Raw genomic sequence first — 22,856 nt, forward strand, 5'->3', positions numbered from 1 at the left:
TCATGGAACTCGATATCAATCTGCAAAAGCGGGTCGGCAACTTCAGCCTGAACACCGCCTTTACCCTTACAGCTGATAAAACAGGCATCTTTGGCCCTTCAGGCAGCGGAAAATCTACACTCATGGGACTTATCGCGGGTCTTGATGTTGCAGATTCAGGGCACATCCGGCTCGATAACCAAACCCTCTTTGACAGCGCTGAAAACATTAACATCAAGCCTGATAAACGCCGAATAGGTGTGGTGTTTCAGCATGCTCATTTATTTCCCCATATGAGCGTTCAGAAAAACGTTATGTATGGATACAAACGAACAGCTGCAACAGAACGGCGTATTCAGCCTGATGATATTTTTGAAGTGCTGGGCATTGCTTCTCTGCTTAAACGTGAGGTCAATTCTTTATCCGGTGGTGAGCGCCAGCGGGTCGCACTTGCCAGGACCGTACTCACCTGCCCCCGACTTATTTTAATGGATGAACCACTGAGCGGACTCGACGAGGATCTTAAATTTCAGATCATTCCCTACCTTAACCGTGTCTTTTCAGAGTTTAAAATTCCGCTGCTCTTTATCAGCCACTCCATGCTTGAAATGCGGATGATGACATCCGAAGTACTTGTTATAGATAAAGGCGGGATACAACAGCATATCGCTACAGAATCCCTTGCGAGATCGAGTTGGGATAACGGTCGAAGAGGATATGTTAACCTGCTCAGCCTTGGCAGATCTACAGAGCATCATGACCTGTTTGCCTATAACTGGAACGATACGAACCTGATTCTTTGTGAAGCCGGTGAGATGGAAGAAAACCTCTTTGAACTTGAAGCCAGCGAGATTATTCTTTTTAAACGCCATCCGGAAGCGACAAGCGCCCGCAATCTGCTAAAATGCCGCGTAAAAAATGTCTACCAGTTAGGTAACAGGGTCAGGGTTGAGCTGATTTGCGGAAATAATGAGTTAGTTGCACAGGTTGTTCCGCAGTCTGTTAAAGAATTATGCATTCAGCCCGGCAGCACTGTTGTTGCTGCAATAAAAGCTTCTGCGTTTAAGCGAATTTATTAATCCCGCACAGGTATCCTGCCAGGGCTCATAATTTTCAGAATTCTGAAGACAGTATTACAACAGTTCAAAACAGCCACTGTGGCGAATAATAAAAACAGTGATTCAAGGCCGGGAATATTCTGCTATCCCCACCCCTTTCTGGATAGCAGATTAGTTACCCGGATTTTCCCAGATAGTTGCGAGATGGATTATAGTCTCGACGGTCTTTTCCATTACCTGTGCTGAAGCCCACTCTTTCTTTGAATGAAAGTTATGCCCACCAGTGAAGATATTTGGTGTAGGCAGGCCCATATACGATAGCCTGGCACCATCAGTGCCACCTCGTATCAGGCCCTGCTTAGGCTCCAGCCCCGTTCGTTTTACCGCCTCAAAAGCATACTGTGTCACCAGAGCGTGTTCATCAAGCACATACTTCATATTGCGATAACTTTCTTCAATCACCATCGCAAAATCCAGACGCGGATATTTGAGTTTAAGCGCCTTAAGAAAAGCGGCAATCATATCCTTTTTTTCTTTAAGGCCATCCACACTGAAATCACGAATGAGAAATTTCATTTCTGTATGTTCAACAGTACCCGTAATGCTATGCAGGTGGATATACCCTTCGCGTTTCTCTGTAGTCTCAGGAGTCATCGAATCTTTCGGCAGCATCTCAATTAACTCTGCCGCGATTCGCTGAGAGTTAAGCATCTTTCCTTTAGCATAACCCGGGTGCATGTTTATGCCGTCCATCACAAGGGTGACAGAATCTGCGCAGAAGGTCTCATCTTCTATTTCACCTGCAGGACCACCATCAATGGTATAGGCATAATCCGCCCCGAACTGCTTTACATCAAAATGCAAGGTGCCTGTCCCCACCTCTTCATCAACAGTAAAGCCTATACGAATTGGGCCATGAACAATCTCAGGGTGCTTTTGCAGATAATCAACCGCTGTCATTATTTCTGCTACTCCCGCCTTATTATCAGCTCCGAGTAGCGTGGTTCCATCTGTAGTGATAATATCATGGCCAATGCAATCAACCAGCGCAGGATTCTCTGATGGAGTAAGTATCAAAGTGTTGTCTTTAGGCAGAACAATGTCTCCTCCCTGATAGTTTTTGTGGATCACCGGTTGCACCCCGGCCCCACTCACATCAGGAGACGTATCCACATGGGCGATAAATCCGATCACCGGCACCCTCTTATCCGTATTGGCCGGAAGAGTTGCAAACACATAACCATGCTCTGTAATCTCCGCATCACTGAGCCCCATAGCTTTCAGCTCACTCACCAGCATCTTAGAGAGTTCCAGCTGTTTCAGAGTGCTGGGATATGTATCTGAATGCTCTGCTGCCTGTGTATCTATTTTAACGTAGCGGGTAAAACGCTCAACGAGCTCATAAACAGGAATATGCAATTTCATGCTTTGCCCCATAGTGTAATACAATGAAAAGAAACCATAATGTTTAGGGATAAAATACCTAATCCCTGCCTCGTGATATGTAGAGTTGGCAAGAAAGGGGATTCCCGGACAACCTCCTAGTAATAATGGCAAATCTAATGCATGCAAAAAACGAAGAACTTCAACATAAGCTCAATGAAACAAAAGAACTACTGGAAGCTATGATTATGGAGTTACGCTTTCGAGGATGCGACGACCAACACAAGCTTATCAGACGGGCACAGGAAATGTCCAGATGGTTAAAGAAGTCGAATCCTTAACAACCAAGTGAGTGACTCCACTTCAGCCGAATTCTAGACCGCCAAAATTACATATTTATACTACTCCAACTGCAAAAAACATAGTTAGTTATGCCAAGATCGATAGCTGACAGTTAAAACCTTAAAATCGCCCTAAAAGTCAACGTATCCTAAGAGGAATACTTCAAAGTGCCTTACAATTCATACTCTATACCATCTGCACCTTTGAACTATTGCAAAGCACTTCTTTATTGTTATTCTAGGAGTCTGTCGGGCTATAGCATTTTTTCTCAGTTCAAGGGATTTTCAACAAATCAAGCACAGCCATATATTTGATATCGGAGTCTTCGCTTACCTGCAGCATTGATTTTCAGGAAATCCCCCCGAGATGGGCAGGTAAGCGAAGAGTCCGCAGAAAGGGTATAATCCGACAGGCTCCGAGGTAACGACATAAAAAATTTACATACTATTCACAAACAAGGAGTTAATCATGACAGGTCCTAAGCCCTTATCAGGCATGAAAATTTTGTGTTTTGTCGGAGATATCTACGAAGATCTTGAACTCTGGTATCCAAAGCTTCGTTTCATTGAAGCAGGTGCTGAGGTGGTTGTGGCCGGTCAAAATGCCAATGTCGTCTATGCAGGAAAAAACGGTTACCCGTGCAAATCCGACGCCAGGATCGATGATATGGATGCTGCAGATTTTGATGGACTGCTCTGCCCCGGTGGCTTTATGCCGGATAAACTTCGGCGTGACCCTAAAGTTTTGCAGCTTATCAAAGATTTTCATGAAAGCGGTAAGCTTGTCGCAGCAATTTGCCATGGTGGCTGGATGCCGATATCTGCAGGCGTGTATAAAAACGTTCGGGTGACAGGATCACCCGGCATTAAGGACGATCTTGTAAATGCAGGCGCAATCTGGGAAGATGCCTCTGTAATCGTTGATCGCCACTTCGTCTCTAGCCGCAAACCAGACGATCTCCCTGATTTTTGTATTGGCTGTATTGAGGTATTGAGTAAGCAAAAGAGCTAACATTCGTTAATACGCATTCCTCAATTTCTGGCGCTGCCTCTGTATAAAACCAACTACTGAATTTACGTATAGCTCGACACCGCATCTCGAACTCGAGCTATACGTCAAGAAGATTAAGCAAAAGTGATCTCTTTGGAAACAACACCATCCCTATAAAACTACATTGAGATCTGTCTAAATAGACCATTACATTTTCACTATTTGGTTTATGCTTTTATAGAAAAAATCACATTTTTTTATCTGTCAGCTGAGCGTTTTTCAAAATACATTTCAATACAATAGAGAACGGATAGTTAGTATCCTCCAATTAAAACACCCTATGTACGACGCAGTCTTATTGCGACTACGCGGTTCCTTTATATAATTATTATATGGTCACTCTTTTGATCCGAACTAAATAAGTAAACGCCAAACCTGCTGAGAGGCAGGGACGGAAAGCCACGGATCTTCACCAGATGATAGCCGGGCTGCCTTTATTTACAAGGCAGTCCGGCTTTTTTTTTCTGATTACCACTAAAGCTCAGTTTGGCAATTTTTCCTAGGGGGGTTGTCACTATATGAGTACCCACCAATGTCATACTTACCCAAACCCAACTAGAAGGTATGTCATGTCAAGAAGAAGCGACATTCACTTTCAACAAGGTGTCAGTTTGTTTGATTTTCAATTACAGTTCGGCTCAGAAAATCAATGCAGCGACCATCTGTTTAAACTCAAGTGCCCTAAGGGGTACAGTTGCCCCAAATATGGTTACAGGCAATACTATTTTATACGATTCAGTCGTATTGAAGGTTTCAGCTCCTTAGAAATACTTCGGTGGGGTCAGTTGCATCTGAAACCCAGCACTATAGTTGTTTCCGATGGTCTTGCTCGGGTTACAATCCTTCAGGATATCCATTACTTTCATTACTCTATGCTAACTAGTGACCGATACAACTCTCCCGATTTCACGGTATTTGACTGGCTTAATACCATTATAGGTAACGTGAAAAACACGATCAAAGGTACCTATAATGGAATAGATCACATGCACTTACTCCGCTATCTAGGGGGATTCTGTTTTCGCTTCAATAGACGTTTCAAACTCAAACGATTATTGGAGTCACGTATCTACTATTCATCAAATATTTGCCAAATCCCAGAACATCAACTTAGGCTTGCTGAGGATTGGTTGTAATCAGAAATATAAATGGAGTGGCACCTTGCCAGGCCACTACAGATCGAATACCAGCACAACCTTTAGTATGCGCTGGAGTTCAAACTCAGAAGGAGTTTTGAGCAAAAGGTGATGTTTGAAAGATAGATATACAATGTTTGGCTACACCAATAACTCAATCGGCCAAGGAGTTCGCGGGGCTTTGAGGTGAAAGCGTATACAGAACGCTTAATTCAACGGCTCCACATTCTGGACCAATTGACCTTGCGTACGGTGTGTTGCCGTCTGCCAAGAACGGGGGGGGGGATTACCTCCTTTTATGTTGATACATGCCATAACGATGCTGCTGTGCTCTCAAACGAGGAAGAATATTTCATAACCGTGCGGTTTAATGAACAGGTTGACGCTTCCTCGTTGGTTGAATATGGGGGACAGAGAGTCTGCAAATGTGTACGACGCTGTCTCATTCAAGCACTGCCAAACGTATTATGGAGGTAACTCATGAGAAAACAAAGATGCTACATTTTGGCAATATGCCTAACGATCATTATGACTCTATCCGGAGGCGTCTCTGTTATGGCTGCAGGTAGCGGTGGAGGCGGTGGAGGCGGTGGAGGCAATACTGACCAGCCGGACTATGGTGACCAGGTTGTTCTGTACCGCTACAGTGATGGCTTTCCTGTGACCAGCGCTGCGGTCTGCCCTGAAGTCCTCGATGTAGAGTGTACTCCGGATGATGCAATCGGCGGTCTCTGCCTGCAACCCATTGCCTCCCAGATGTTTGATGACTGTGAACTCACGAATCCAAATCTTAGCGGCGAGGTTTCTGCTTGCCTGGTGCCGGTGGACCCGGTTACCTGCGCCCCCAAGGCCGGCTACGAATCTCTGCTGATGGAAGTTGAGTTTGGTCGGATCAACCTCGTCCGCTCACCGGAGGATGTACTTGAGGAGCAGTTGCAGGAGGCGCTGTATAGCCTTACCACGGCAGGCTGCCTCTCCAGAGATGCAGCTGGCAGGTTCGTATACAGCACCCAGCTCAGCGAAGGTGTGGTGGAGAGCCACGCCATAGACTCTCCTCTGCAGAATCTGGCAATATTCTGGAAAATAATGAAGGACGGCGAGTTGGACAATAACGTTTATATTGGTGAAACAGCCTATGAAGTCGCAATGACAGCTGCGCGCGGTCTTGGCGCGTCCTCGGATAAAGAGGGTGAGATCACCGTGGACCTGCTTTCATACTTGAACGAAATTCTGGATTTTGCCAAGGAAGGCGGCAATGCCTTGTTCGGTTACAGTTGCATCGATGTTCGGCAAGAGGTCCAAGGGCTGATGGAGGTTGTACCTAAATGTTACCTGGAATTTGATACCTTTTCATATGACAGGGGAAATAACTTCAGCTTTTTACCCTCGCCGGCCTACATCCCTAACAGTTCTGGTGAAGTCCAAGATGGCTGGTTTGAGTATCTCGCGCTGGATGACTCGAGCCTTGTGGTGACTCAAGGACCGATACTGGAGGCCGTGCCTGAATTGAAAGCTGGGCAGGATCTGGTCGCTGAAGGGATAAGCGGCTTTATCCAGGCTGCTGATGATACCCGCGCCACCATCGAGTTTGTGCATACATGGGAGGTGCCTGAAATCCTTGCGACCCCGGTGAGATGTGAGGTTGCGGCTAGTGACTGGTTTGATCTCAGCATCAGTGAACAATCCGGTCTGCAGGTTCCGAAACGGATGATTGTAGGCGCGGAGGACCGAGAGGTCATCGTAACTGTCCAGAACGCCGGCCCGGCTGCGGCAAGCGGTTGTGTTTATGTTGATGCACATATTGACGGTGTAGACGGTGTAGTTCATTACAATGAGAACTTCTGCTTTTCGGACGATCCAGACGATCTGGAACCTCCTCTGCCAGCTGGCCTCAGCTATACCTGGGCTCGCTTTGTCCCCAAAGTGGAAATAGAATGCACCCTGTACTGGAAGGCAGAGGTGGTGGCCGACTTGCTGCTTGACGAGACTAACCCCGACGTAAATTCGTCAAACAACATGGTAGAGGAAATAACTACTGTCACTTCCTCCGGCGGTGGTGGCGGGCATTAATTCAAGAATGATAAGAAGATAACGCGAGGAATCAATACATTCGTTAGAGCTTAGATATTGAGCAAACACAGGTCGGAAGATCACCCCTGTGCTTCCGGCCTGTTAGCTTGGTTGCAGACGTCAAGCAATGAAGAAGCGGACTTTCTCGTCTGGGCAGAATTGAGTAGTAACTAAGGTGACAACTGGCGGAGCTGCCACCTCGGTAGACCTTGACTTTCCACCTATCAACATGAGAAAGCAAGACAGGTAACAAACTAATAATAAATGAAAAAAGCAGAGTTTGTTACTCGGAATTCCTAAATTCTCAAAAGGCACAAGCAAACCTACCCCCCTTTGTCCATCTCTACCTAGCGAACTTATAAACTATTCATTAAACTATGTATGCTTCTCATGTTGTTCATGAGCCTCCTTATCACGACTTTGGGAAGTCGAAATACCTGGAGGATTTGTCTTTTTAAGGGTTCTTAAAAAAAAAAGCAAAAAAAAAGCCCCGCAAAAATGCGGGGCTTAAAGCAGTTAGTAAATGCAGTTCTTATAACTGAACAACATTTGCTGCAGAAGGTCCTTTAGGACCGTCAACCACGTCGAAGCTTACGCGAGCGTTTTCTTCGAGTGATTTGAATCCTTCAGATTGTATTGCGGTGTGGTGAACAAAAACATCCTTACCACCATCCTGCTCAATAAAACCGAAACCTTTTGCATCATTAAACCACTTAACTGTTCCTTCAACCATTTTGTACTACTCCTTTTTGGGACGCCCCTAATTGGGGGCTGGTTTGGTATACGATCAAACCGAAGACTTTTCCAATTTGATCGGAAATTCCGCATTTAAAGAATACGGAATTACCATTAATTCGTTTCTATTACATTTATCTGGCAACAGGGGAAACAGCATTACTACGACTATTCTTCCTTTTGCCGGCATATCTTTTTTGTTTACTGCCTGGTGAGTTCTCCATAGGCCTTTTACTTGCCGGCCGTCTATTGGGAGTTTCTATCACCTGCGGTAATTCTATTGTTTCAAGGGACATTTTCATGCCGAGATTGCGTTCAACAAGGGCTATCATCGACATATCTCCCTTATCAGCAAAAGAGATAGCATGACCGTGCTTTTCAGCCCTGCCGGTTCGACCGGTCCGATGTGTGTATGATTCAGCTGTATCAGGTAGATCATAGTTGATTACATGGGAAATATCAGACACGTCAATACCTCGTGCTGCGATATCGGTTGCAACCAGAACTCTGAAGGTGCCGTCACGAAAACCTTCCATAGCTCTCGTTCGCTGCAGCTGGGACATGTTTCCCTGCAGAGCGACAGCACTATAACCTTTCTTGTCGAGCTGTATAGCCAGATTTTTTGCCTTAAACTTTGTGCGAGTGAAAACTACTGCACTGGTGATATCCTGATTAGAAAGTAATTCTTTTAATAGAACTGTCTTCTTGGCCTGCGATATTTTATACCAGGCATGTGATATTGTACTTGCAGGAGCGGTATGGTTTACTTGCACCCTTACCGGATTAGTCAGGATATTATCAATAAGGCGAATTATCTCTTTAGGCATGGTGGCAGAAAAGATAAGATTCTGCCTCTTTTTTGGCAACTTCTGGATTATCCTCTTAATATCCGGGAGAAATCCATGGTCGAACATGTGATCGGCCTCATCAAGAACCAGGATTCCTGCATTTCTCAAGGAAACACCGGGTTCACCAAGTAGATCAAGCAACCTTCCAGGACAGGCGACAACAATGTCAGCACCGGAACGCAACTCTTTTAACTGGGATTGTTTACCAACACCGCCGTAAATGACTGCACTGCGTAGTGAGGTCTTTCGGGCCATGCTCTTTACATTCTGGTGAATCTGTTCAGCAAGCTCTCGGGTCGGAGCGATAATTACCGCCCGTGTGCCATTTCGTCGTCCGCTTAATAACTTTTCAAGAATAGGTAAAACAAAAGCGGCGGTTTTCCCTGTACCGGTTTGAGCAAGGCCTACGCAATCACGACCGGCAAGAATAGGGGAAATAGCTTGTTCCTGAATCGGTGTAGGTTTGGAATATCCACAAAGACCAATATTCTCATGTATCTGCTTAGAAAAATTAAACTTCTTAAAACCCATTAAAACTCCATTGTACTTTGGAAATGCGCACTAAAGAGTGAGCCTGTTTCCAAATACTTTAGCTTATTTTTGATCAAATACACGAACACCGTATATGATAGCTGCTGGTATGACTTGTGGGCCGACTATCAGTTTTCACATTCACACCGCTTTCCAATGTAAGTATTGCAGTATGCAGTATGAACTTCTATAGCGATGTTAGGCGCTGGACCACAACGAAGTTTAAGGACTACAGAAAGGAAGGTTACTTCTACTTTACTGGATGTAGGATTACTATTATACACTATTCTTTAATTAATGCTATCTGTTTTTTGCAATAATACTAATTTCTTTTAAAAGACACCTTAATTTCAGCAACCTGAACTAATAGAAATTCTCAGTTGTAGATTATGATAACATTTTCTACTTTCCCTGACTCGGAATCAAAAGGAATAAACCCAGGATTCTCTTAGGATTGCTAATTACGTCCTTTTCGAATCCGTTTAGGCTGATAATTTGACATCATCACGTTGAATCTCCCATCAAACAATACATCCTGAACACCAGTATTACAGTATGCCCAGGATGTATCTGCTTGCTAAGTAAAGTAAATAATCTACTCCTGTTTCATTTACAAACATCATGCCATAATTTCATCATTGCTCACCTGAATCACACAATCTATTTCAGATAAAATGCTTAAATGTTCGATTGATAACATCCGCCCTATTTGTATCCTTTTCAAAAGCAAACATTGTAGCTGCAAGGCAATGCCTTGGTGAACCACCCGCTACCTGCGAAAAGGTAGGATTACCAGCGACCAGAAGCTCTGCCATTTGATCAACAATAGTCTGATCGGCCACGCTGAAATCTATCAACTTCTGATATGTTTTATTGCCAAGGGAAGGCATGGCGTTGGTTAAAATAACGTCCGCCGCAATTTCAGCCGACTTCACCATCTCTTTGACAGGGCATCTGGCCAGCACATGCTCATCAGTAATATGCCATTCAACGAAATCGGCTACTGGGCGCAATGCTTCAAAACGCGTCTGAATCTCGTCAGCAAGTGCATTGTGCCCTGCGCTTATCCTTCTAAGAGCTGCTATGTTCAAGGCATTTCTGACATAGGATGTGGGATGTTCTTCCGGTGCGTCTCCAATCCCCCCTCCCTCAGCAAGAAATACACTCCAGTAATCCTTGACTCCAAATCCTATTATTTGTTGTAAGGCTACGATAGCTGCACCGCCGCAACTGAGAAGTCCAAGCATATCCGCCTGTGCTTCATTTGCCCACCTCTTCCAAATCGTTGAGATAAATTCCGCCCCTGTATACGTATGGGTATAATCCAATCCCAAAGGTCTCAGATCAATTACCACCTCAGACATCTCCAGTTCTCCGCCCTGAACGGCAGCGGTCATTCTGTTTTCCAAGGCTGTTTCAATATCGTGCTGAAGCCCCTCTACTGTGACATAGGTGTCATGGCCTGTCTCATGAGGTAGTGCCAGCCATTGCCAGACATTATCAAATGCAGAATGAGGCAGATTAATAATTGCAAACGGTCTGTTCCAACCCGGAGGATGAGTGTAATAGCCTCCCAGTCCACCCTCACCACCATAAACAAGAGGAGTTGCATTGATGGAATACGCAACCCTTTCATTTGGAACACCAGTTAAAAAATGTTTGAAAATATCAGCTACAATACTATCAGCAGCACGCAATTCCACTGGTGTTATTGCGGTATAGCGTTGCATGACACCGGCACGATATTTATCCCAGAACTCCACTAATCCGGATAACCCGGCTGGATCATTCTGTTGATAGTACTGTGTTGCTATCTCAAAAAATATTGATAGCTCATGGAACTCTTTTTCATATTGAGCAAGTCCGGGAGTGCGTCTGGCAAGCTCAATCACCCTGCTGACCTCATTCAAATCGACTTCAACTCTTTGATGCAATTTTTGTTGTATCTCTCCCCACGCCGCACCACTATTCATAGCAGTATTTAAATATCCCATTGCACTACCTCCCTTGAATGTACATTACAGCCTGCGCCACATTCCTCCTCATCCCGCCAGGAGAAACTGAATTTTTTTATGCAATATGACTGTATTTCTTTCCCGGATTTACAAGGATATATCTGTATAGCTTACTCATATGTGAAGCATCTTACTGGAGTGACTGTTCATAGTGAATTTACAGCCCTCATCGCGTTAATACGATATCACTACAAATACTGCTTTAGCTGCCCGGTAATTATCTTGATCAGCAGCGTGATACATATGATACTAGTGTCACGTCAATGATGGAATGTCGGTATATTGCACCGTAATTTTATGTTCCAGTGCTGTCGGTGTATGTGGCGCATAGTTGTGCTATGTAACACATACACCAACAGCACTGGAGCGAAAAAGGACAAGTAAGATACTGACAGATCAGCGTTTACGGGACACTAAGGACTTAGACTTCAGATCCGTTATATAGTTTTGAAAGAGCTTGATTGTTATCTTTATGATTTTCGCCAGATACTGATCTGTTTAAACACTTCATTTAAACGCTTTTAATTCTATTCTATATTCGAATCAACGCCCTTGCCAGTACCACAACGTCATAACGATATGAGAAATATATGTATTGGGCTGCCAGCAATGAACTAAGCAGACAATATCTCAAAAAAATAACACACCAATCAGTTTAGTCTCCGGGGTCAGTTTAGGCGCATGTACATAAAAAAATAGCTCGAATCCGGATACCGGACTCGAGCTATTCTCGATGTCATTATGATGAGTGCTGCTATTATGAGAGTAACTGCAATGCGAGTTGCGGATTAATCCCGGCCTGTGACAGCATAGAAACAGATGCCTGTTGAATGATATTCTGCCTGGTCAGTGCAGATGTCTCTTGCGCAATATCTACATCAAGGATTCGGGATCGGGCTGTACTCAGGTTTTCAATGGTGTTCGAGCTTACGCGTATTGAGTGTTCAAGACGATTCATCTGCGCGCCCAGCTGACCACGGTTTTCATTAATTATCCCTAACGCGTCATCATATTTTACGATAGCGATATCATAATTTTCTTCAAGATCCACATCCTCAACATTTAAGGCATTTGCACTTATACCAATTGTCGAAACAGTTATAACTTCACCTGACCCGGCGCCTGCCTGAAGAGTAAGGTTAGAGGCAGTTGTAGCTTTAAGACTCACATCCTCCCAGATAGCTGTAAAACCTTCTAAAGGATTTTCATCATACGGAGCACCATTGGGCACAACACTGCTTGCTGTTTTGACTTCGCCTTCATCTGCATCAAGTCCGCCTATAGCACCGGTATCGCTGTTACTTAAATCTCCGCTTGTGTACATATCTTTCATGTAATCAAAGCCAACTCCATTTGCGGCTGTAAAAGCGGTAATTAATGCTGTTTCGTCGTTATATGCAAAATCTGAATGATTGGTTTTGATATCGGCAAATGCTTCGTCCAATCCGTAAGTGTTATCGTCCTTATTGGTACTCAACAAGCCCATCAGTTCGTCGATCCCTGTCCCGCCTGCATCTTTGATGGCGTCATGGATAAACCTGGTTGCCACATAGGCAGTTGCATACTGTTGATTTAACAGGGTTGGATCGCTTCCATCATTCCATGCTCCTCCGATAGTGGCTACCAATCCATTTATCGCGGCATCGACATCATTACCATTTCCGGCAAGAACTGTATTAATCGCACCGGCAAGCCTCTCATCACCACCCTGAATAAGTTCGGCGGAACCTTCCTGAAACCATGTACTCAGGTCAAGGCTGTTCATCGTTACCCCCATGACGGCATGAACCATCTCATGGGCGATTATTCTGTCATTGAAATATGGACCGGTACCGCCGTCCTGATCTGTAACCGGGGTAAAGTCCGAAAGATCTATGTGGAGTTCCTGTGCAACGGCTTCTTTTGTCAGGCCGCTATATGTGTTCGTGACCCAGGCAACAAATCCATCACCTGAATCCGTTTCGTAAACAATATTTAAATCAGAACCTATACCTGTTAAGCCAAACTGGTCTGTAATGAGCTGTTCGGTATTGCGCAACCATCCTGTTCGCAGCCCGTTCTGGACGTCGAGTTTGTCATTGTCAAGCGATCCACCACTACTGCCTGAATCACGTAAAATGAATTGACCGTTAAACGATGTCGCACTACCAATCCTATTAATTTCTTGATTAATCTGATTAACTTCAGCCTGTAATGACTGTTTATCATTAACACTTAAAGCTGCAGAGCCAGCTTGCACAGCAAGTTCGCGCCCTCTCTGCAGAAGATTGGTGGCTTCCTGCATGGCACCTTCTGCAGTTTGCAGAAGAGATATGCCATCATTCATATTTCTTACAGCCTGATTGAGTCCCCGGATCTGGGAGGTCATTCGGTCGGTTATAGCCAAACCAGAAGCATCATCGGATGCTGAATTGATACGCAGCCCTGAAGAAAGCCTTTTCATGCTGTCTTCAAGCTTTGTCTGCCCTGAATCGAATGTCCGATTGGCAAACATAGCACTGGTATTTGTGTTGATCGTCAACATAATGCCCTCCTGGCATTCATACTTCAGGTCGTCCAATGACCGATGGCTGCTAACGTTCTAGATCTAATCGTTTAAAGCTTTATCACAGATATATCAAAATATATTAATGAGTTGAGAACTGCTTTAAAAAAGCAAATTCGCCTGCTATTGGAACCTCATTCTTGCAAAGAGTGACAAGCAAAAAAAATTGATGGATACCTACTTTCGTAACGCCTACCCACCATCTCTACTATTTAGTCCAAAACTATTTATGCCACTTTGTATCGTCAGCCTCGGACTCAATCTTTAGTTCATTTTTTAATTATTATTGAATACCAATATATTTCGGGGAGTTTTAAGACTATCTGTGTATTAAACCCCACTCCCTCAGTTCCTGATTTTCAGAAACTCAGTCAACACTGATTCAATTGAGGTCATACTGTAGAATTTCCATGTAGACGCGCAACAGCACGACATGTAGGTAACGGATTGAACAAGCGGGAAACATCCTTTTGATTTTGCAGAGTATTTATCAATTTCGACAAAATGCTCATGATAAACTCAGACGACGTATTGTTGTTACAATGTTCGATTTTCTGTGCTTTTTTTTTGAGAAAGGAGGAGCACCCCTCTCACGTTGAGCTATTATCGATTATTGCTACATCAGAATACTTATAGAGATGCTTAGACTTTCCTGTAATAACGTGGATTATTTCCAGTAGTTCCCTATTTGCCGATAATGATCTGCTAGAAAGCGGGCGGCACCTTCACGATGATTTCGTTCAAGGACCGCTATGATTGGAGGGTGAAGCGCGTACAGACTCTCAAGTGGCATTGAAGCCTCTACCAATGTCGCAATAACCTGCAACTGCATCCGCAAAGAACCCCATATTTTTAACATGGTTTCATTGCCTGAAAATTCTACAATTGCCTGGTGAAACCGATTATCCGCCTTGGTAAAACGTCGTACATCGTTATGAATAACAGCCTGGTGCATACTTTCGAGATGAATATTCAGCTGCTGCACAAGCTGTTCAGTATTAAGATCTGCAAGAATCAGGCAGTGCCCCTCTAAGGCTTCTCTCACCTGGTATGCTTCTTCAATTTCTTTTTTAGTAAAGGTTTTGACCAGAGCACCCACATGTGGTTTATGTTCGACATATCCCAGCGCCTGCAAACTCCGAATTGCCTCACGAACCGGAGCCTGACTGGTGCCAAATTCACTCGCGATCTGCAACTCTTTCAACCTGTCACCAGGCACCAGTGTACCATCGACAATTCTATCGATAAGTATAGATTTAATCTGCTCGGTCAGACTCTCTCGTTTTACAACCATTTTACCCATATTTCCCTTCCATTATTCTGTTTAAAGATTATCGATAATATCTTGGAGAGACTGATTTGTCAAATACGATATTTGCATTGGACTCATCCTGTAATAGACAATAAACACAAGCCTTGAAAGAGATACTACTACTTTAAAATCGTTTGCAGGAGCAGAATGCACCGAGGAGGCCGTCCGAAAATTCCGAAGAGTTTGAGAAAAGGCCATTCCAGGACAGTCTCCTCGGCAAACGATTACATCTCTCCGCACAATCGCCAGGAAAACACATCAAAAAAAAGTCCACCTCATCATAGACAAGGTGGACTCTAAATATCGAAATACCTGGCGTCGTATAAATATACAATGCCAGGAATATGTAAACTACTCTGCTGCTACTGCATTAATTTCTAAAGCTTTGACCTGAAGATTGGTCCGAATATCGATAAGATCTTTATCCAGCTGACCGAATTGCTCAGGAGTAGAAGCGGTATTACGTTTAGCTTCAGCAATTTCAAAACGCTTTACCACGAGATCTTTACGTAGATCCGCTGTTGCATCTAAAAACTGCTGGTGCTGCTCAGGAGTCCATTGCTCATGTCCAGGCATATAGAACCCAAGCGCCATCATTCCGTGGCCTTTCATACCATGGTCTTTCATGCCGCGCATTTTCCCGTGATCCATGCCACCTGACATACCGTGCATTATGCCTTTCTTATGCATCATCATTCCGGACTTACCGCAATTCATCTTGCCGGACATCATGCCGGATGTATCTGCCATTTTGCCATGACCTTTCATCCCCATCATATGACCGCCCTGCGTGTGCACCATTCCGGTTGAAGCGGTAGTAACATCACTATTTGAGACTGCAGCTTCAACATGATGAGCTCCATCAGCTGGTGAATGAACAGCCTGCTCTTCTGGAACCGCCTGTTGCGCAAAAGCTGTACCAGATACGATTCCTATAATAGCTATTGTAGACAATAAAACTTTTTTCATTATTTTCTCCATATGGGCACTTGCCCTGGTTAACGTAAACATGTCATTGAGATCTCTCGATCTCCTGCAAAAGATAATAAGAATGTAGCAAGTGCTATGCCAGTCGCACTAGACCACGATGTAGTATTTTCTAGTGGAGTGTTTTCCCGCACAAAAGGAGATATCACAAACAATCGAACACTCATGCCGGCTGTCTATTTTTTTGACATGGACCAGGGTGAGCGTGATCTGTTTCTGTATACTTTTTACCCAGATCACGCCCTAACACTAACGACAAATGATCAAACATTGGAGTCAATCCACTCCCATCCATTTTATTGAATTGAACAATGAAGTTAGAGTAGTCAAAGTGAGAATAATTTCTGATATAGAAGATCGTATAAATGAGGAAGTGCGCCACGATAATATATCAACCACTAAGGCGCTCTATCTGTTGAAAAAAGAAGACGAAGAATACCGTAACTAGTGTATGCAGGTCTATAGCACTGACATACGGAACAGCTGACTATCATTTATAGCGTACCTACGAGAGAGGGGGCTGAAATATTGAAGTTTTCTCACCCTTCTCTCAATAATTTTCAGGAATACCCTAAAATTCCTTCCACAAAACTTACCTAACCACTACTATCACCATTCAGTCAGGATATTTTTCAACGGGCAGTCTGATAGCCTATGTAACCTTACAAGGGGTAACGGTTATGAAGTCAACAAGCTTCGGTACATTGTTTGTACGGGTTTTTATGTTCATCCTCGGATTGATAGTTGCTCTACCAGCGTTAAACACACTCTCCAAGTATTCCAATTATCGGTTCCTTGGTAGCATGACCTACGGCGTAATAGACCACCCTTCTTCTGGAAGAGATTTTGGTGGTAGACCGTTAATCCAATATGTGGATATGGCTGGTAGTACACATGAGTTCAAGAGCAGGGCTAAGGCCCATATATTTCAAACACCTAAAAAAGGTGAAAAAATCAAAATTTTCATTCACAAGAGTGATCCGCAGAAAGCAATTGTTGATAATCTCTTCTATTATGTCGTGCTTCCGCTCATTTTTCTGGCCGTCGGTTGTTACTGCTGTCTATCTGCTCTTTTTGGCAGAAAGGGCAGATCGCATGAGGAAAAGGTCGTTTCTTTTAGATCTATATAATGCCCTGAAGTTAGTATCATCGATTCTTTGCCACCAGAACAGGACAGGGGGTCAGTGCTGCAATTCGTTCAACTACACTCCCGCAAAACATATCCAATCCCAATGATTCCTTCCGGGCTCCCAGAATAATGAGATGAATATGTTTTTCTTGTGCGTACGCAGCTAGACAATCTTCAGGTATATTTGCCCGGATAGCTGTAATAACTGAGACATCGTGTTCTTTTCCCTGCAAAACGAACTCTTTCAATATCTTCCAGCCCTTTTGTTCAGCATCCCGCACGATGCTGTGACGCAGCGATAGATCCGTAGGGATATTTGTCGCATAGAGTGCATGGATCTCACTCCCATAGCTTTTTGCGATATCAATAGCGCGTAAGCCGGCCTCAATGCTTGCAGCAGACCCATTAAGGCCTGCCAGGATTTTGTCGAATCGCAATTCTCCGTCTTCAGGGATAATCAGAACATCACACGGACTATTGGTGATTACTTCAACCGTCGTGCGCCCCAGCAGCATTCTTTCCACCTGCATGCGCTTGACACATCCGAGCAGAATGATATCGGCGTTCACTTCATATGCAACTGCACAAATTTCCTCATCTGGTTTCCCTATGCGGTGGACGGTCTCCATCGAAAGTCCGAGTGAGGTTGCATACTCATCAGCTTCTCTCAGAATTTCCTGAAACGGTGCTTTAAACTGCTGCTCTGCATCGTTAAGGAAAAATCTATTCATATTACCTTCATAATCAGGCGTTACGGAAACCACAACAACCCGTGCTCTCATCGAAGATGCCAGAGCCAACGCCTCTTTATAGAGAGAGCGGTTTTCGTGCGAGGTATTCATCGCTGCAAGTATGGTTTTAACTGTATGAGTTATCATAGCCTGAAAGCTCGTTAAGATAAGTTGATAGCCTCGAAAATATGCTCCAGGATGATGCCCGACTCACCCTAAGGTTTTGCTTTTACAAGTTTATCAACATTAAAGACAGGAACACATGCCCGAGAAACAACTTTTTCCACGCTTACACCGTCGTCAACAATGATAAATTCAATTTTTTTCACGATACGACAGAGTCTACTCACAACTCTGCCTATATTTCCACTCTCTTTGATATGGTTAACGATGATCCCTCGCTTTTGACTTCGTTCTTGCATGATACTGAAATTATCTTTTACAGCGAGAGCAAAACGTCGACTTCGAAAGCCACCTTCCCAAAGAAATGGCATCGTATTGACATATGCTACAAGAAGCCGGTGATTGAGCCTTCCCGCCACATTCAAACTATACCCCATCACCGATTCCGTCAGATGACCGTTACACGTCACCACAAGAATTACCGGTTGGTCTTGAAAGAACCTTGTCACTAGAACTTTATCTGGATCCAGTTGAATCACCCCCCTGTAATTTCTTTTATCGCGTATCAGTAAGAACGCTTTTTCATATAGCATTAGATAGCGGGCCTCCTAGGAGGCTGTCCGAGAACAGGAATTTTAAATCGGACAAATCATAAAGCCTAGCAATCGCTGGAGCTTTATATCTCTGCGCAAAGGTAAATCTTATAATATGCACCTGAAAAACGCCTGAATAATGCAATTATACTGAGAATCAGGGCTCTCCATCATTACTATGCAGGATTTGCCAACAATTTGCCGTCCTCTGAACGTACTACCCCATTTATGATCGCTCTCAGTAACTTCCTCATGTTGTGAGCAGTGCATGCAAGGGAAAATTCACCACTTGCTTTCTCATACCCTCTGACACTGAATCTTCTGAAACCGATATTTTTTATCTGTCCGAATACTGGTTCAACGATAACTTTTCGTCTTCCATATATTTCTTTAGAGCTTACCCTCTCCATTTTCTCATTCATCTGTTGCCGTAAGGGCTCTTTGTCATCCGTGTTAATTGTTCGAGCATTACCCTGAGTTGATTTGCAACATCTGCTTTTATAATCGCACTCAACACACACATCAGAGTCGCCTTGATATGTTTTCCTGCCCGATTTTGATGTACGTATTAAAACGAGGGATTGGTCTCCAGGACAGGTGAAAAAATCACCCCGCTCGTTGTAAATAAAATCAGCCTTTATGAGCTTGCGGTCCGAATCATTTAACGGAATTTCACTTCTCTTCTCAGCTTTATCTGTTGCTACATAAGCATCGAGTTTTGCCGATCTTATTGCCTCAAGATTATCACCTGACATGTAACCATTATCAAAGCTCATCTTTGAAGGAAAACTGCCAGTCGTTTCCCGTATATTTTCTAACGCAGGTTCAACCTCGTTCTTGTCATTTGCATTTAGACTCAGATGTTGGGCAACAATCACTTGCTTATCCTCATCTACACATATTTGCCCATTGTACTGATAATCAAAGACGTTATTTTTTCCCATAATACGGGCATCCGTATCTGCAAAGCTAATTTGCTTTTTGTCCTCAATGGTTTTGCCGGGGTGTAGTTCTTGCTCCCGTTGTTCTAAGGCTTTTTTGGCTGCCTGTATTTTTGCTAATCGCTTTTCTTTGAACTGTAAATCTTCGGGAATACCATATCCGGTAGGTTCCTTATACTCCCTGTCCTCTTCTTCATCGCAGTTTTTTGCTTTCGCTATAAGGCTCTCAATTTCCGCTAGTAATTCATGTTCTTTTTCTTTGAGTCTCTTGTAACTCATGGCCTTATGCTTAGAAGTGTCAGCCTTAAATTTTGAACCGTCTAAGCTTACATGGCCAAGAGACGCAAGTCCCAATTGCATGGCTATCAGGACACTCTGCTTGAAACATTCATGAAAAAATTCAGCATTATTTTTCCTAAAGTCACTTAACACTCGGAAATTTGGGCATGACATCCCTGATATATACATATAAGCAAGGTCTACATGGCACCGTCCTTCTATCTGTCTTGAGCTGAAAAGGCCATGACTGTATGCGTATATGAGAATCGAGATAATCAACTTGGGATGATAGGCACGCTGTCCTTGCATGCTATACTGTTTTTCAATACTTGAGGTGTCAAGCTGCTGAAAAATATCGTTATACAGATAACATTCATGATTGTCAGGGAGCAGATCAAAGATATTGCTCGGAAACATTTGCCGTTGTTTGAATTCTAATGGCAGATTTTTGAATGGGGGTGACATAAGGAAACCTCTCTTGTTTTATTGAATACAAATTAACACAAAAAACAAGAATATGCAGCTTATCATGCTGTTATATATAAGCATTCCATCTCAACCTGTTTGCCATTTGCTAGGAAATTCAGCTACGATAAAAACAATTTAACTATTCTCTTTAATTATTGTCGGACAGCCTCCTAGGATTCAAAGCAAAACATATTCCAACCGCTCTATTATTCATTTATGCATTTGTTTTCATATCACTTATTCCACCCAACCAAGTAGTGAACAAACGATTCCTTGTTGCAGAATGAAACATGTTTTCTATCAAATGATCAGTAACCAACCTGAAATCATATTCTCCCCGAAAGATCGACCCCAGCAATATCCAAAATTTACCCCACAATAACAGATATATAACTTCATCAACATATCCCATGGGTGATACGTTTATCTCTACTCCCTGCCAGATCTGAAATATACAAGCATGTTGCTTTTTGCAACACCACAGAACGACGCCAAAATAACAGGCATAAACCTATGATTTAAAAATTTTTTATCTCATTAGCTGCAATTATCCCGTTGCATATTGCAACAAATTGCAGCCACGCCTAAAACAACCCATACACCTGTAATCACGACGTTTTAACAAATACGCAGGATGGCATTAAGTTTGCAAATATTAACGCAAATGACGGTTCGGCATCATCTCATATAACCACACTTGCCTCTTGGCTGAAAAATATACCTATGTAGTTCACTATTCATCTTTAAAGGAGAAATGGAAATGAGACAGAATGATCCCTACCAAACTCAGCTGTCGGTCCAGCGAACCACTCGCAAATCAACAACCGGCAGTGTCAGCAAAACTCCTGCAACAACAAAAGCGATCCAAACGACCTATCGCAAGAAAAAGCCAATTGCCAAAATGGTTATTTTTGGAGCCTTATCTCTGGGCGCATACACCCTGCTGTTTTCAAATGAGGCGCTGGTTACCAATACCTATACGCTTGGTGGCTGGTATGCAGTGCTTCCAGTCGGCACCGCATTTGCGTTTTCTTTTATGCATGGAGCGTTTGCCAGTAATTTTCTCGACGTGCTCGGGCTTGAGCCCAAAAAATCGTAATTATAGCAGGCACTCAACTTATCACTCCAGGCAGGAGCAATCATGAAAAAATTTCTAACTCTATTACTGACAGTATTGATAGGCACGCTACTGGTGCACAATGCCTATGCAGGTGGTCCTCCACCCAAAAACGTAATAAAAGGTATTTTCACCCAACTTGACCCGGCGACCAACACTGCAAAAATACACGTTGATGGGCACGATGAGTTAAGAACCCTGGCTCTAGGTGAGGGTATGACCATCGACGACATAATTCTTGATAAGAAAGTCATGGTCAGCCTTGATCCGCATGCTGGGCCAAATGTGATTAAAGAAGTGTCGTTGATGTTTTTTGACATGACCATCACCAAGGTTGTTGCCCTCCTTATCGTCGGACTTATTGGTGGCCTGCTATCAGGGTTTATTGGCTCTGGTGGAGCTTTTGTTCTCACTCCTGCGATGATGTCCCTAGGAGCCCCGGGTGCAGTAGCTGTGGCCAGCAATATGTGCCATAAGTTTCCCAAAGCCATGGTCGGCACCTATAAGCGCTGGAAGTACGGGCAAGTCGATATAAAGCTCGGCCTGGTGATGGCAGCAACAGCGATTGTTGGTGTGCAAATCGGAATTAAGGTTCAAAAAATCATTCTCGATCATTGGGGCAATGCAGGCTCTAATCTTTATGTAAGTGTGGTCTTTGTTCTCGTCCTGGTCGTAGTTGGGGCATACGTTCTACGAGATGCCTTAAAATCATCTAAGGGAAATATTGAAGCAAAAACATCGAAGCTCGCTTTATATCTCCAAAAAATTGAAGTGTGGCCTATGATGGAGTTTAAAGTTGCCAACGTACGCATCTCTGCATGGGTGACTGTTCCGGTAGGTCTCTTTACCGGAATGCTGGCAGCAACCATCGCGGTGGGCGGTTTTATAGGCGTTCCCGGGATGATTTATGTAGTTGGTGCATCGGCCATGGTTGCCAGTGCTACCGAACTTCTTGTCGCCTTTATTATGGGTGCTTGGGGCTCTGTCCAGTGGGGTATGGCCGGCCTGATCGATATTCGCATGACCTTGCTTATCCTCGCGGGATCTCTGATCGGTGTACAATTAGGCGCACTGGGAACAACCTATGTCAAAGATCATACAATAAAATTGGTAATGGCCGCGGTAATGTTGATTGTTGCTGTTTCACGTGGGGCCAAAGTACCAGGCTATCTCGCCGATCTGGATCTTATTCCTCATTTACAACATCAATTCTCTGTTGTCCTCAATAGTATAAGTTTCTGGGCATTAATCGCCGCTCTGGGAGTGGCCGCGATCATCATTTCTGTTGCCATGATTAATGGAATGCTTCAGGATCGCGCAGAAAAACAGGTCCATACCGTACAAGAGGCAGCTGGCTGACAAGCAGAATCCTCACAAACGACGTAATACCCCGTTAACATAAATTAAACCTGTAATTCTTTTCATTGGATCGAAATGAGGTTCTTCGTACCTCGCTGAAGGGAAATGAGCCTTTATGCAGAATA

The 22,856-nt window shown here is 43.7% G+C and carries 19 protein-coding genes and 1 riboswitch; of the genes, 9 read left to right on the forward strand and 10 right to left on the reverse strand.

Annotation, left to right across the window (positions count from 1 at the left end; translation table 11 throughout):
• Positions 1-2 precede the first annotated feature (2 nt).
• The gene (gene modC / locus FCL46_RS16520) at positions 3-1,058 is read left to right on the forward strand and encodes a molybdenum ABC transporter ATP-binding protein (protein WP_136806531.1); all 1,056 of its coding nucleotides are present in this window, start codon (positions 3-5) and stop codon (positions 1,056-1,058) included.
• Positions 1,059-1,208: 150 nt separating this feature from the next.
• Here the strand turns inward: modC and pepT are convergent, their stop codons facing one another.
• Positions 1,209-2,462 carry a peptidase T gene (pepT, locus tag FCL46_RS16525; RefSeq protein WP_217909453.1) on the reverse strand — a complete coding sequence of 418 codons (1,254 nt, stop codon included), beginning with the start codon at positions 2,460-2,462 and terminating at the stop codon, positions 1,209-1,211.
• Between the two features lie 137 nt (positions 2,463-2,599).
• Here pepT and FCL46_RS16530 point away from each other — a divergent pair, with 137 nt between their 5' ends.
• The 4 genes from FCL46_RS16530 to FCL46_RS16545 all read left to right on the forward strand — a co-directional run bounded on the left by FCL46_RS16530 (position 2,600) and on the right by FCL46_RS16545 (position 7,018).
• Positions 2,600-2,761, forward strand: a complete 162-nt coding sequence (locus tag FCL46_RS16530) for a hypothetical protein (RefSeq protein ID WP_153307117.1) — start codon at positions 2,600-2,602, stop codon at positions 2,759-2,761.
• Positions 2,762-3,230: 469 nt separating this feature from the next.
• Positions 3,231-3,773 carry a type 1 glutamine amidotransferase domain-containing protein gene (locus FCL46_RS16535; RefSeq protein ID WP_136806530.1) on the forward strand — a complete coding sequence of 181 codons (543 nt, stop codon included), beginning with the start codon at positions 3,231-3,233 and terminating at the stop codon, positions 3,771-3,773.
• Positions 3,774-4,170: 397 nt separating this feature from the next.
• Positions 4,171-4,248: riboswitch (cyclic di-GMP riboswitch) on the forward strand.
• A 133-nt stretch (positions 4,249-4,381) separates the two neighbouring features.
• On the forward strand, positions 4,382-4,948 hold the full coding sequence (locus FCL46_RS16540) for a transposase (RefSeq protein ID WP_167505814.1): 567 nt from the start codon (positions 4,382-4,384) through the stop codon (positions 4,946-4,948).
• A gap of 480 nt (positions 4,949-5,428) precedes the next feature.
• Entirely contained in the window at positions 5,429-7,018 is a 1,590-nt protein-coding gene (locus FCL46_RS16545) for a hypothetical protein (RefSeq protein ID WP_136806528.1), read from the forward strand.
• 532 nt (positions 7,019-7,550) lie between these two features.
• On the opposite strand, the gene FCL46_RS16550 is transcribed toward FCL46_RS16545, so the two are convergent.
• The 6 genes from FCL46_RS16550 to FCL46_RS16575 form a co-directional block, all read right to left on the reverse strand.
• A complete protein-coding gene (locus FCL46_RS16550; RefSeq protein WP_136806527.1) occupies positions 7,551-7,751 on the reverse strand; it encodes a cold-shock protein in 201 nt (66 codons plus the stop codon).
• Between the two features lie 136 nt (positions 7,752-7,887).
• The gene (locus FCL46_RS16555) at positions 7,888-9,132 is read right to left on the reverse strand and encodes a DEAD/DEAH box helicase (protein ID WP_136806526.1); all 1,245 of its coding nucleotides are present in this window, start codon (positions 9,130-9,132) and stop codon (positions 7,888-7,890) included.
• Positions 9,133-9,797: 665 nt separating this feature from the next.
• A complete protein-coding gene (locus FCL46_RS16560) occupies positions 9,798-11,126 on the reverse strand; it encodes a hypothetical protein (protein WP_136806525.1) in 1,329 nt (442 codons plus the stop codon).
• 778 nt (positions 11,127-11,904) lie between these two features.
• Entirely contained in the window at positions 11,905-13,671 is a 1,767-nt protein-coding gene (locus tag FCL46_RS16565; protein WP_153307116.1) for a flagellinolysin, read from the reverse strand.
• Positions 13,672-14,359: 688 nt separating this feature from the next.
• Positions 14,360-14,995 (reverse strand): GntR family transcriptional regulator, encoded by a 636-nt coding sequence (locus FCL46_RS16570; RefSeq protein ID WP_136806523.1) that lies wholly within the window; start codon positions 14,993-14,995, stop codon positions 14,360-14,362.
• Between the two features lie 360 nt (positions 14,996-15,355).
• A complete protein-coding gene (locus FCL46_RS16575; RefSeq protein ID WP_136806522.1) occupies positions 15,356-15,973 on the reverse strand; it encodes a hypothetical protein in 618 nt (205 codons plus the stop codon).
• 349 nt (positions 15,974-16,322) lie between these two features.
• On the opposite strand from FCL46_RS16575, the gene FCL46_RS28485 reads away from it, so the two are divergent.
• Positions 16,323-16,439, forward strand: a complete 117-nt coding sequence (locus tag FCL46_RS28485) for a cytidylate kinase-like family protein (RefSeq protein ID WP_136806521.1) — start codon at positions 16,323-16,325, stop codon at positions 16,437-16,439.
• Positions 16,440-16,671: 232 nt separating this feature from the next.
• Positions 16,672-17,121: a hypothetical protein gene (locus FCL46_RS16580; protein ID WP_136806520.1), complete on the forward strand. Its 450-nt coding sequence runs from the start codon at positions 16,672-16,674 to the stop codon at positions 17,119-17,121.
• Between the two features lie 16 nt (positions 17,122-17,137).
• Here the strand turns inward: FCL46_RS16580 and FCL46_RS16585 are convergent, their stop codons facing one another.
• From FCL46_RS16585 to FCL46_RS16595, 3 genes are all read right to left on the reverse strand, one after another.
• On the reverse strand, positions 17,138-17,998 hold the full coding sequence (locus FCL46_RS16585) for a universal stress protein (RefSeq protein WP_136806519.1): 861 nt from the start codon (positions 17,996-17,998) through the stop codon (positions 17,138-17,140).
• A 68-nt stretch (positions 17,999-18,066) separates the two neighbouring features.
• Entirely contained in the window at positions 18,067-18,567 is a 501-nt protein-coding gene (locus FCL46_RS16590; protein ID WP_136806518.1) for a hypothetical protein, read from the reverse strand.
• A 176-nt stretch (positions 18,568-18,743) separates the two neighbouring features.
• The gene (locus FCL46_RS16595; protein ID WP_136810870.1) at positions 18,744-20,252 is read right to left on the reverse strand and encodes an IS1182 family transposase; all 1,509 of its coding nucleotides are present in this window, start codon (positions 20,250-20,252) and stop codon (positions 18,744-18,746) included.
• 763 nt (positions 20,253-21,015) lie between these two features.
• Between FCL46_RS16595 and FCL46_RS16600 the strand changes: the two genes are divergently transcribed.
• Both FCL46_RS16600 and FCL46_RS16605 read left to right on the forward strand, forming a co-directional pair.
• The gene (locus tag FCL46_RS16600) at positions 21,016-21,354 is read left to right on the forward strand and encodes a hypothetical protein (protein WP_136809844.1); all 339 of its coding nucleotides are present in this window, start codon (positions 21,016-21,018) and stop codon (positions 21,352-21,354) included.
• Between the two features lie 324 nt (positions 21,355-21,678).
• Positions 21,679-22,731, forward strand: coding sequence for a sulfite exporter TauE/SafE family protein (locus tag FCL46_RS16605; RefSeq protein ID WP_136809990.1), 1,053 nt, complete (start codon positions 21,679-21,681; stop codon positions 22,729-22,731).
• The last annotated feature ends 125 nt before the right edge of the window (positions 22,732-22,856 follow it).

Source organism: Desulfosediminicola flagellatus, assembly GCF_005116655.2.
GTDB lineage: Bacteria > Desulfobacterota > Desulfobulbia > Desulfobulbales > Desulfocapsaceae > Desulfopila > Desulfopila flagellata.